Below are 10,977 nucleotides of genomic sequence, written 5' to 3'. Positions count from 1 at the left end.
CGCCATGTTGCGCACGCTCCGGCATACCCGCGAACGCCTGGCTACGGCGCTGCGGGTGGCGCTCGTCGTCGGCGTGGGGTGGGGGGGAGTCGTTGTCGGCGCCGGCGATGGGGTCGCGTTGGCGGCTCAACCGGCTTCGGCCGTATCGTCCGCTGCATCGCCGGCCGTATCGCCGGCCGCTTCGTCCACTTCGTCCGTTGCGCCGTTGCTGCGCTTCGCATGGCAGCGCGACGGTCACGATCAGCTCTGGCAAGTCGCCGCCGACGGTCCGGCCACGCCGGTTTCGCCGCAAGCCGCACAAGCGTTGCCCGCCACACTGGACACGCCGCTCGGCAGCGTGTGGAAGCTATTCGTCTACGCGTATCTGGTGGACCGTAACATCGCCACACCGGATTACACGTGCAGCGGCGGCGACCGCGAGGAAGTGTATTGCTGCATGACGGGCGGTCATATCGATCGCGAACACGCGCTGGTGCAATCGTGCGGGCTGTTCTTCGAACCCGCGCGTCTCCAGCTCGATGCCGCCGACTGGCGCAAATACTGGAGCGCCGCTCACGCGCCCGCCTGGCTGCGTGACCTGAAAGCGCTGACGCCGGCTCGCCGTGTGCCGGTGAGCGAACTGCTGGCCGCGTTGCAGGCGGTGCCGGCGAGGCCGCGCGAAGCGGCGGCGAGCACGCTGGTGTCGGTGCTGACCAGCGGCCGCGGCGAGGGCACGGTGTCGCTGTACGGCAGCGTGCTGCGCGCGAAAACATGGACGATGCCGGATCCGGCACGGCCGGGCGCATCGATCGGCGGCGCGGCGGGTTGGCTTGCCGACGGAACGCCCGTGTGGCTCGGTGGTCGGGGCGGCAGTCCCGGCGTGCTGAAGGCCGCTGCGCCACGCATCGGACCGCTGCTCACGCAAGTCGCCATCCCCGACGACGACGGCTGCGTGCTCGTCGATTTCTTTAGCCGCTATCCGATCCGCCAGGTGCTCGGCGACACCGGACCGGCGGCCGCGCCGGAAGGTCCGCTGCGCGGCGACTATCGGGTCGGTTTCGTCAACGGCAACTGGGCGCGCGTGACGAGTCACGGCGAACTGCGCCTCGATCGCGATGCGGCCGGCGCGCTGCAGGTGGTCGGCCGCTTCGGCATGAACGATTACGTGGCGCGCGTCGTCGAGCGTGAAGGCGACACGAGTCAACCGGAAGCCGCCAAGGCCCTCGCGGTGGCGGCGCGGACCTACGCGGTGCAGCACGGCAGCCACGATCACGGCTGCTACCGGATCGACGACAGCAGCAGCACGCAGCGCGTCCTGCCGCGCACGCCGACCGCTGCCGCACGCCGCGCGGCCGATCTGACCGACGCGCTGGTGCTGACCGGCGTGCCCGTGCAGTACCACCACGATCAAGCCGCGCCAGGCCAGATGAGCTGGCTCGCCGCGAAAGCGTCCGCGCAGAACGGCCAGAGCTTCGACGCGATCCTCGCCCGCACATGGCCGCAGGCGACGCTCACGTCGTTCCTCAGTCCGCTGGCGGGCGACTGCATCGCGGTGGCCGGCGCGCGCGAATGGCTGCAACGCAATGCGCCGCTGTGGGCGCGTCGTCTCGACGGTGCGGCCGGTTACGAAACGCCCGATCTGCCGGCGGTGTGCGAAGTGCGCGAAGGGCGTCCGTATGAGGACGCGCAGCGCAATCGCATCTACATCTATCGCCTGCAGACTGAAGAAGACCGCATCGCGCTGACGCACGAATACATTCACCTCGCGTTCCAGCATCATCCGCGCGGCCTCGACGAGGATTTCGTCGAACGCACCGCGTGCACGCTGATTCGTACCGACAATCCGATCCAATGAACTCCGATCCGCGTCCGCTTTCGTGTCTGTTTCGCCGCGCTGGCGCGATGCGCCGGTTGCGGATGCGCGTGGCCGCCGGCGGCGTTCCGGCATCCGTGTCCGCGTTCGCGGTTTCATGCGCGTTCGCGGCGTGCGCGCTCGCGACGCTGGCGGCAACGTCCGCCGCGCTGCTGGCCGCGACCACGACACCCGCCCATGCCGCCGACACCGACGCCAACGGCGCGATCGCCGATCTGACCAGCGCGTTCGGCGGCTGGCGGCACAGCGGGCTCACGAACGAGGGCGAGCATTACGTCGCCGCCTATCCGCGTCCGCCGGTGGATCGCGGCGCGCAGCGCTATCGCACGCTGATCGAGGGACGCCTGCGGCACATCGACAAGCACGCGCGCCGGCCGCCGACGCTGGTCGTCAACGGCAACCCGACACCGCTCTATACCGACGACGAAGGCGCGTTCGCGCGTCCGTGGGCGTTCGGCGCGGGCTCGAACAGCATCGAGCTGATTTCCGCCGACGGCAAACAGCATCAGCGCATGCAGTTCTACGAGGCCGATCGCAGCAAGCCGCAGGCGAAGCTGCGCGCGATCGTCACGTGGGACGACCCGCATGCGCAGGTCGATCTTCACGTGATCACGCCGGGCGGCCTGCACGCGTTCTTCGCCAACCCCACGCTCGAAGACGGCAGCGGCTTCGACGTCGATTCGGTGGACGGCGCGGGGCCAGGGATATTTTCGTCGGCGGCGCCGGAGCACGGTACCTGGCTGTTCTTCCTGAACTACTGGGGCAACTTCGATTCGACCGGCTACAACTTCGACGCCCACGCGCACGATCGCGACGTGATCACGGCGACGCTGACGCTGGTGTTCAATGAAAATACGCCGAACGAACGGCGTGAAACGAGGGTCGTGCCGCTGCGCAAGATCGGCGACCTGATGCTCGTGAAGAGCGAGCGACTTTGACAGCGGGATGGGAGCAGTGAAGATGACGTTCAGAACGACGAAGTGGATGAAGGCGGCGTGCGGCGTGCTCGCCGCGGCTTGCTGGCTGGCGGCGCCGGCGGCGCGCGCGAGCGATATCGACTTCGCCGCGCCGTTGAACGGCTGGCGCAACACCAGCGGCGACACCGAGCGCTACACGCAGGACGTGCATTACCCGGCGGTGGCGGTGCAGACGCCGGAAGGGCAGTCGAAGTTCGCGCTGATCGAAGGGCAGATCCGCAACACGCCGAAGAAGAAGGGCACCTCGGTCGGCACGCTGGTGGTGAACGGCACGCCGTTGCCGCAACGCGTGGAGGAAGACGGCCGGTTCTCGCGGCCGTTCGCGTTTTCGTCGGGCAGCAACGGCGTCGAGCTGCGCGCGCCGGACGGCACCCGCAAGCGCGTGCAGTTCTACGACGCGTACAGCGGCAAGACCCAGCCGAAGCTGCGCGTGGTGCTCGCATGGGACACCGACGGCACCGACCTCGACCTGCACGTCGTCTCGCCCGATGGCGTGCACACCTGGTACGGCGACCGCGTGGCGCCGAACGGCGGCTCGCTCGACGTCGACGTGACGACCGGTTACGGGCCGGAGATTTATTCGTCGGCGGCACCGTTGAAAGGCACGTATCTGGTCTACGTGAATTACTACGGCAACGGCAATAGCGGCGCCGATATCACGGTCGCGCAGATCACCATCATCACCAACGAAAACACGCCGGACGAAAAGAGCGAAACGATTCGCGTGCCGATGCGCAAACCCGGGGAGCTGACGCTGGTGAAGACGTTCGTATTGCCGTAAAGCGGTTATAGAGCACGTTGAAACGTGCCGGGACGCGTTAGAGCAGGTTGAAGCACACGTCATTAAAACGTCGATAAATCCGAGAAAGGGGAAGCAAAAATGGATGCACTCGAACAGAAGCAGCCGTTGTTGACCTATGACGGCAAGATTGGGGAGCTGTACGGTATCTTCATCAAAAATCTGCTGTTGCAGATTATCACCCTGGGCATCTACCGGTTTTGGGCCACCACCAATACGCGCCGGTATGTCTGGTCGAGAATGCGCTTTCAGGGTGAGCGTTTCGAATACACCGGCACCGGCGGCGAATTGTTCAAGGGCTTTCTGCTGGCCATTGCGATCATGTTCGGTGCGGTGGTCGGCGCTGTTGTTCTCAGCGTGATCTTGCGCGCTGTTACCGGCAGCGCGGCGCTGTCTTCCCTGCCGTTAATCCTGCTGTATCTGGTGGTCGCGGTGATCGCGGCGGGCGCGTATTTCAGCGCGCAGCGCTATCGGCTGAGCCGCACGCAGTGGCGTGGCATTCGCGGCGGCATGACCGGCTCGTCGCTCGTCTATGGCGCGTATGTCCTGCTGTACGGTCTGCTGTGCATCGTCACGCTGTGGCAAATGTGGCCGTGGGCGTCGCTGCGTCTTGCCGAGCGACGGATCAACGCGAGCAGCTTCGGCAGCCTGCAGTTCCAGTTCAAGGGACATGCGGGTGCGCTGTACGGCGCATTCGTCGGTACCTTTGTCGGCGTGATCGTGTGGTTCGCCGTGCTCGGCGCGATTTTCTACCGCTCGCTGCTGGCGCTGCTGCCGATCGGTCACGCGCCGCTGCATACGCACGACGCGGGTGCGGGTGCCGTGTTCGGTTCGATCTTTCTGTTCTATGTGCTGTTCATCGTCGGCGCGCTGCTGATCCAGTGTTTGTATCTCGCCCTGCTGACGCGTCATGTGCTGGGCAACACCACGCTCGGTACGCAATTGCGCTTTGGCAGCAGCATCACGGGTACGCGTCTGCTCGGCATCATGCTGGGCAATCTGGCGATCTTCATCTTCACGCTCGGCCTCGGCTTGCCGATCGTGCTGCATCGTGGCCTGCGTTTCGCGGCCGATACGTTGCAGGTGTCGGGTCAACTCGATCCGCAGACGCTCGGCCAAAGCGACCAGACGCCGCCGCGTACGGGTGAAGGCATGCTGAACCTGCTCGACCACGGCGGCGCGTTCTAAGGTGAGTTGGATGGAGACGGCGTCGGCCGAAGCGCGTGCCGATCGTACGCGCTACTACGACGGCCTCAGCGCGGCGGCCCATGCGGCGACGCTGCGCTGGCGCGACGAGGCGCTGTCGATCGACCGTGTCGATGGTGGCGAGGGGGGGGGGCGTGAGCTGGCGGTCTGGCCGCTTGCACGCCTGAGCATCGGCGAAATCGATCCGGACGGCAGGGTCGCGCTGTCGTGCAAAGGCCAACCGGGACGCGTATCGATGGATGCCGCTGCGCTGCCGCCCCGGATTGCCGCCCGCATCGCGACGCCGCGCACGAGGCGCCGCCAGTATCTCGGCTGGACGCTGGTCGGCGTGGTGAGCCTCGGGCTGGCGTTCGCGCTCGTCGTGAGGCTGCCTGCCGTGGCCGCGACGCTGGTTCCGCGCAGTGTGGAGAACCATCTCGGCGAGATGGTGGAAACCGTCGTGGTCAACCAGCATCGCGTCTGCGTCAATGCCGACGGTCAACGCGCGCTCGAGCAACTCGAAGCGCGTCTTGCCGGCGCGGCGGGCATTGCGCAACCCATCCGCCTTGTGGTGATCGACAGTAAAACCGTCAACGCAGTGACGCTGCCCGGCGCGCGCATGGTCATCATGCGCGGGCTGTTGCAGGAGGTGGACAGCGCCGATCAACTGGCCGGCGTGATGGCGCACGAGACGGGCCATATCGCGCGACGCGATCCGGTCGTCGCGCTGATTCGCGGCGCGGGCATCAGCCTGGTCAGCACCACGCTCGGCATCAACCTCGGTATCGCGGACGTGTCGTCGCTCGCGGGACAACTCGTGAACCTGTCGTATAGCCGCGATATGGAGCGCCTCGCGGATGCGAACGGCGTCGCCTATCTTCAGGCGAGCGGACTGCGCAGCGACGGGCTCGCAGGCTTCTTCGCATTGACGAGCCGCAAACATGGCAACGCGGGTTCGACGGTCGAATTTCTGTCGGATCACCCGCGTATCGCCGATCGCGAGAAACGCAGTCAGGGTTCGCCACTCGGCGAAAGCGCGTTGACGCCGAAGCAATGGGCGGCGGTCCGGGGGATGTGCGGCAAGCCTTGAGGTGTGTGGTTTCGTTGCGGGTGTGAGGCGGGGAATACCGCGGAAACGCGGGGTAGGGTTTTGCAGAACGGCGGGGGAGAGTACAGCAGGAAGGTGAAGCCGCTTGCCGCGCGGCGGTGCGCGCGGCAAGCGTCAAACAACGAGCTTAACGGTCGAGGAACGACTTCAGACGATCGGCGCGGCTCGGATGCATCAGCTTACGCATGGCCTTGCTTTCGATCTGACGAATCCGCTCACGCGTGACGTCGAACTGCTTGCCGACTTCCTCAAGCGTGTGGTCCGACTTCGTGTTGATGCCGTAGCGCATGCGCAGCACCTTCGCTTCGCGCGGCGACAGCGAGTCGAGCGCGTCGTCGATCGCGGCGCGCAAGTCGGCCTGCATCGCGGCGTCGGCCGGCGACGAAGCCGCCGAGTCCTCGATCATGTCGCCGAGCGTGGCGTCGCCGTCGTCGCCGACCGGCGTTTCCATCGACACCGGCTGCTTGGCGATCTTCAGAATGCCGCGCACCTTCTCTTCCGACAACTCCATGCGTTCGGCCAGCACCGACGGATGCGCTTCCTGACCGGTCTGCTGCAGAATCTCGCGCGAAATGCGGTTCAGCTTGTTGATCGTTTCGATCATGTGCACCGGCACGCGGATCGTGCGAGCCTGGTCGGCGAGCGAGCGCGTAACCGCCTGGCGAACCCACCACGTGGCGTACGTGGAGAACTTCCAGCCGCGACGGTATTCGAACTTGTCCACCGCCTTCATCAGGCCGATGTTGCCTTCCTGGATCAGATCGAGGAACAGCATGCCGCGGTTCACGTACTTCTTCGCGATCGAGATCACGAGACGCAGGTTGGCCTCGATCATTTCGCTCTTGGCCTTGCGCATCTTCGACTCGGCCGCGACCATCTGACGGTTGATTTCCTTCAGATGCTTGAGCGGCAGCGAAACCGTCGCTTCGATCTCGATCAGCTTCTGCTGTTCGGACTGGATGGCCGGCAGATGACGCTCCAGCGCCGCACCGTACGACGTATTGCCGCGCGCTGCGCGTTCCGTCCAGCCGAGGTCCGCCTCGTGACCGGCGAACGACTCGATGAACTTCTCGCGCGGCATGCCGCTCTTCGACACGACGATTTGCAGGATGTTGCGCTCGATCGCGCGAACCTGCGCGACCTGATGCTGCACGTCGCCGCACAGACGGTCGATGGTGCGTGCCGTGAAGCGGATCTTCGCGAGGTGTTGCTGGATTTCCTCGCGAGCGCGCTGATAGGCTTTCGAGCTGACGTCGCCACGCGTGTGCGATGCGTTCATCTGGTCGGACAGCATGCCGACCTGCGCGAAGATTTCGAGGCAGTCGCTGGTGAGTTGCTTCAGGCGTGCTTCGTCGGCGGCGGACGAATCGGCCGGACCGCTGTCGTCGTCGTCTTCGTCCTCGTCGTCCTGTTCTTCCGCATCGGCGTCGTCTTCGGCGGATGCGTCGGCGCTCGCGCTGTCGTCTTCGGCCGCGACCGTGTCTTCGTTCAGGCCGTCGACCAGTTCGTCGATGCGCAGCTCGCCGTCCGCGACCTGCTGGGCGCTCGCCAGAATCGCGGAGATCGCGAGCGGGCAGGCGGCGATCGCCTGCACCATTTCGTGCAGACCGTCTTCGATCCGCTTGGCGATGGCGATTTCGCCGGCGCGGGTCAGCAGTTCGGTTGCGCCCATTTCACGCATGTACATGCGCACGGGGTCGGTCGTGCGGCCGAATTCCGAGTCGACGGTCGACAATGCGACTTCGGTTTCCTCGTCCGCCTGATCGTCCGACACCACGGCCGGCGAGTTCGAGTTGAGCAGCAGCGTTTCGGCGTCGGGAGCCTGCTCGTAGACCTGCACGCCCATGTCGTTGAACGCGCTGACGATGCTGTCGATCGCCGCCGTCTGCGCGAAATTGTCGGGCAGGTGGTCGTTGATCTGGGCGTGGGTCAGGTAGCCTTGCTCCTTACCCAGCTGGATCAGCGCGCGCATCTGGCGCTGACGTTCCTCTGCCTGTTGCGGCGGCAGTTCGGCCGCCACGGGGATCGCTTTGCCGGCGCCCTTGCCCTTGGCCGCGCGGCCTGAGGGAGTCTTGGGGGTGTAGCTGGCGTTATCGTGTTGCGAATCTTCGCGATCAAAAGGGTTCACGTATTCTCCTCTAGAGGCTTCGCTATGAGACGCAAGACGCGACCGTCAGGCGTTTCGAGCATGGCTCAACATCACCTGAGTGACTCAACGCGGTTGTTTGGCTGTTGCTCTGGGGAGCAAAAAAGATGAGCCCGCTCGAAGCGGGCCGATAGAAATGTGCGAAATTCGCGCGGCTCGCATTATATACGAGCTTGTGCGTTCGCGCTCATTGTGTGCACAGGAAATCGTCGTGCACGATGTCGCAGGTCCGTTCGTCGTCCGCTGGTCACACGTGAAGCGGTGTGTTGAGGTCGTGGGATCAAAATGCGTACGAATCGACGGATTGCAAGCGGGCCGGTATGCAGGGCGAGCTAGTTCGTCGGGATGCGGGGCGATAGGTTCCCTTGACCCCCTATATAGAGGGAGGACGTTTCTGGCGTCGATGCAGTCTTCACGAAAAGAAAATTCACACAAAGGGGTTGACGACACGTCGGTCGTTCTCCATAATCTCGTTTCTCTGCTGCTGATGCAGCGACGCAGAAGGAAGTGGGCGGTGCAAGCCACCTGAATCTTTTTGCGAACGATCTTTAAAAATTAACAGCCGATAAGTGTGGGCGCTTGATGCGGAATGCGAGCCGGATTCTTCGGAGTCTGGCGTAAAGCAAAAGTATCAAGTCTCACACAGTAATGAAAGGAAGGTTTGACCGTCGAAAGATGATCGAACAATTCGTCAGTACGTTGAGTGAGCGACCGGGTTCGAAAGAGCCCGAAAAACAGTAACAGGTTTGAACTGAAGAGTTTGATCCTGGCTCAGATTGAACGCTGGCGGCATGCCTTACACATGCAAGTCGAACGGCAGCACGGGAGCAATCCTGGTGGCGAGTGGCGAACGGGTGAGTAATACATCGGAACGTGTCCTGGAGTGGGGGATAGCCCGGCGAAAGCCGGATTAATACCGCATACGCTCTGTGGAGGAAAGGGGGGGATCTTCGGACCTCCCGCTCAAGGGGCGGCCGATGGCAGATTAGCTAGTTGGTGGGGTAAAGGCCTACCAAGGCGACGATCTGTAGCTGGTCTGAGAGGACGACCAGCCACACTGGGACTGAGACACGGCCCAGACTCCTACGGGAGGCAGCAGTGGGGAATTTTGGACAATGGGGGAAACCCTGATCCAGCAATGCCGCGTGTGTGAAGAAGGCCTTCGGGTTGTAAAGCACTTTTGTCCGGAAAGAAAACCATCGCCCTAATATGGTGGTGGGATGACGGTACCGGAAGAATAAGCACCGGCTAACTACGTGCCAGCAGCCGCGGTAATACGTAGGGTGCAAGCGTTAATCGGAATTACTGGGCGTAAAGCGTGCGCAGGCGGTTCGCTAAGACAGATGTGAAATCCCCGGGCTTAACCTGGGAACTGCATTTGTGACTGGCGGGCTAGAGTATGGCAGAGGGGGGTAGAATTCCACGTGTAGCAGTGAAATGCGTAGAGATGTGGAGGAATACCGATGGCGAAGGCAGCCCCCTGGGCCAATACTGACGCTCATGCACGAAAGCGTGGGGAGCAAACAGGATTAGATACCCTGGTAGTCCACGCCCTAAACGATGTCAACTAGTTGTCGGGTCTTCATTGACTTGGTAACGTAGCTAACGCGTGAAGTTGACCGCCTGGGGAGTACGGTCGCAAGATTAAAACTCAAAGGAATTGACGGGGACCCGCACAAGCGGTGGATGATGTGGATTAATTCGATGCAACGCGAAAAACCTTACCTACCCTTGACATGTATGGAACCCTGCTGAGAGGTGGGGGTGCCCGAAAGGGAGCCATAACACAGGTGCTGCATGGCTGTCGTCAGCTCGTGTCGTGAGATGTTGGGTTAAGTCCCGCAACGAGCGCAACCCTTGTCCCTAGTTGCTACGCAAGAGCACTCCAGGGAGACTGCCGGTGACAAACCGGAGGAAGGTGGGGATGACGTCAAGTCCTCATGGCCCTTATGGGTAGGGCTTCACACGTCATACAATGGTCGGAACAGAGGGTTGCCAAGCCGCGAGGTGGAGCCAATCCCAGAAAACCGATCGTAGTCCGGATCGCACTCTGCAACTCGAGTGCGTGAAGCTGGAATCGCTAGTAATCGCGGATCAGCATGCCGCGGTGAATACGTTCCCGGGTCTTGTACACACCGCCCGTCACACCATGGGAGTGGGTTTTACCAGAAGTGGCTAGTCTAACCGCAAGGAGGACGGTCACCACGGTAGGATTCATGACTGGGGTGAAGTCGTAACAAGGTAGCCGTATCGGAAGGTGCGGCTGGATCACCTCCTTTCTCGAGCTGACGTGTTCAACGTTGAGCGCTCACGCTTATCGGCTGTAAATTAAAGACAGATACGCAGACAGACGCAGGGGTCTGTAGCTCAGTCGGTTAGAGCACCGTCTTGATAAGGCGGGGGTCGATGGTTCGAATCCATCCAGACCCACCACTGTTTCTGCGGTGGGGTTCGCCGCTGAAGGGCGTATCTGTGAAGACTGCATCGGCAGACGATAATTGATCGTGTGTCTGTATGTGACTGGGGGATTAGCTCAGCTGGGAGAGCACCTGCTTTGCAAGCAGGGGGTCGTCGGTTCGATCCCGTCATCCTCCACCAATCCTCAATGCATAGTGTTCTGCCGGCAAGACGGGCAGAGAGTTGTGCATTGGCGATTGAGCCAGTCAGAGCGAGACGTGGTTATAGCAACCGCGTGATCGGCTGTCGTTCTTTAACAATCAGGAAGAAGTAGTAAAGAGATTCACGAAAGCATGCTTAGAGATGGGTGTGCGAGTAGGTGAATCAGGGTTGTGATTGTATCAATGTATGAAAAGGTGATCGAAAGATTGCCTTGGAATACGGCGCAACACGAATACTCAACCTGTAACGATGTGGCGAAGGCCGTGTTCCGAGTGAATGCGCCGAAGACAC

Annotated in this window: 6 protein-coding genes, 2 tRNA genes and 1 rRNA gene; 8 read left to right on the top strand and 1 reads right to left on the bottom strand. The window is 62.7% G+C overall.

Annotation, left to right across the window (positions count from 1 at the left end; genetic code table 11):
* Positions 1 to 4 precede the first annotated feature (4 nt).
* The 5 genes from LFL96_RS25065 (at position 5) to LFL96_RS25045 (ending at position 5,903) form a co-directional block, all read left to right on the top strand.
* On the top strand, positions 5 to 1,834 hold the full coding sequence (locus LFL96_RS25065; RefSeq protein ID WP_281003384.1) for a DUF2300 domain-containing protein: 1,830 nt from the start codon (positions 5 to 7) through the stop codon (positions 1,832 to 1,834).
* Entirely contained in the window at positions 1,831 to 2,790 is a 960-nt protein-coding gene (locus LFL96_RS25060; RefSeq protein WP_281003383.1) for a DUF2135 domain-containing protein, read from the top strand. Before LFL96_RS25065 ends, LFL96_RS25060 begins: the two co-directional genes overlap by 4 nt.
* A 22-nt stretch (positions 2,791 to 2,812) precedes the next feature.
* Positions 2,813 to 3,610 carry a DUF2135 domain-containing protein gene (locus tag LFL96_RS25055; protein ID WP_281003382.1) on the top strand — a complete coding sequence of 266 codons (798 nt, stop codon included), beginning with the start codon at positions 2,813 to 2,815 and terminating at the stop codon, positions 3,608 to 3,610.
* 99 nt (positions 3,611 to 3,709) lie between these two features.
* Positions 3,710 to 4,816, top strand: coding sequence for a YjgN family protein (locus LFL96_RS25050; protein WP_281003381.1), 1,107 nt, complete (start codon positions 3,710 to 3,712; stop codon positions 4,814 to 4,816).
* 10 nt (positions 4,817 to 4,826) lie between these two features.
* Positions 4,827 to 5,903, top strand: coding sequence for a M48 family metallopeptidase (locus tag LFL96_RS25045; protein ID WP_281003380.1), 1,077 nt, complete (start codon positions 4,827 to 4,829; stop codon positions 5,901 to 5,903).
* A gap of 145 nt (positions 5,904 to 6,048) precedes the next feature.
* Here LFL96_RS25045 and rpoD read toward each other — a convergent pair whose 3' ends face one another.
* Entirely contained in the window at positions 6,049 to 8,049 is a 2,001-nt protein-coding gene (rpoD, locus tag LFL96_RS25040) for an RNA polymerase sigma factor RpoD (RefSeq protein WP_281003379.1), read from the bottom strand.
* A gap of 766 nt (positions 8,050 to 8,815) precedes the next feature.
* Between rpoD and LFL96_RS25035 the strand changes: the two genes are divergently transcribed.
* The 3 genes from LFL96_RS25035 to LFL96_RS25025 all read left to right on the top strand — a co-directional run bounded on the left by LFL96_RS25035 (position 8,816) and on the right by LFL96_RS25025 (position 10,665).
* Positions 8,816 to 10,346, top strand: a 16S ribosomal RNA gene (locus LFL96_RS25035).
* 77 nt (positions 10,347 to 10,423) lie between these two features.
* Positions 10,424 to 10,500, top strand: a tRNA-Ile gene (locus LFL96_RS25030).
* 89 nt (positions 10,501 to 10,589) lie between these two features.
* Positions 10,590 to 10,665 (top strand) — tRNA-Ala (locus tag LFL96_RS25025).
* Positions 10,666 to 10,977: the final 312 nt, after the last annotated feature.

The organism is Paraburkholderia sp. D15, from assembly GCF_029910215.1.
Classification (GTDB): Bacteria; Pseudomonadota; Gammaproteobacteria; order Burkholderiales; family Burkholderiaceae; genus Paraburkholderia.
The sequence above is the reverse complement of the archived record's forward strand: the minus strand, read 5'-3'. Positions and strand labels throughout refer to the sequence as shown.

Excerpts from the sequence above, each read along its gene's own strand:
- LFL96_RS25065 (WP_281003384.1), top strand. The coding sequence starts at position 5 with ATGTTGCGCACGCTCCGGCATACCCGCGAACGCCTGGCTACGGCGCTG.
- LFL96_RS25060 (WP_281003383.1), top strand. The coding sequence starts at position 1,831 with ATGAACTCCGATCCGCGTCCGCTTTCGTGTCTGTTTCGCCGCGCTGGC.
- LFL96_RS25055 (WP_281003382.1), top strand. The coding sequence starts at position 2,813 with ATGACGTTCAGAACGACGAAGTGGATGAAGGCGGCGTGCGGCGTGCTC.
- LFL96_RS25050 (WP_281003381.1), top strand. The coding sequence starts at position 3,710 with ATGGATGCACTCGAACAGAAGCAGCCGTTGTTGACCTATGACGGCAAG.
- LFL96_RS25045 (WP_281003380.1), top strand. The coding sequence starts at position 4,827 with ATGGAGACGGCGTCGGCCGAAGCGCGTGCCGATCGTACGCGCTACTAC.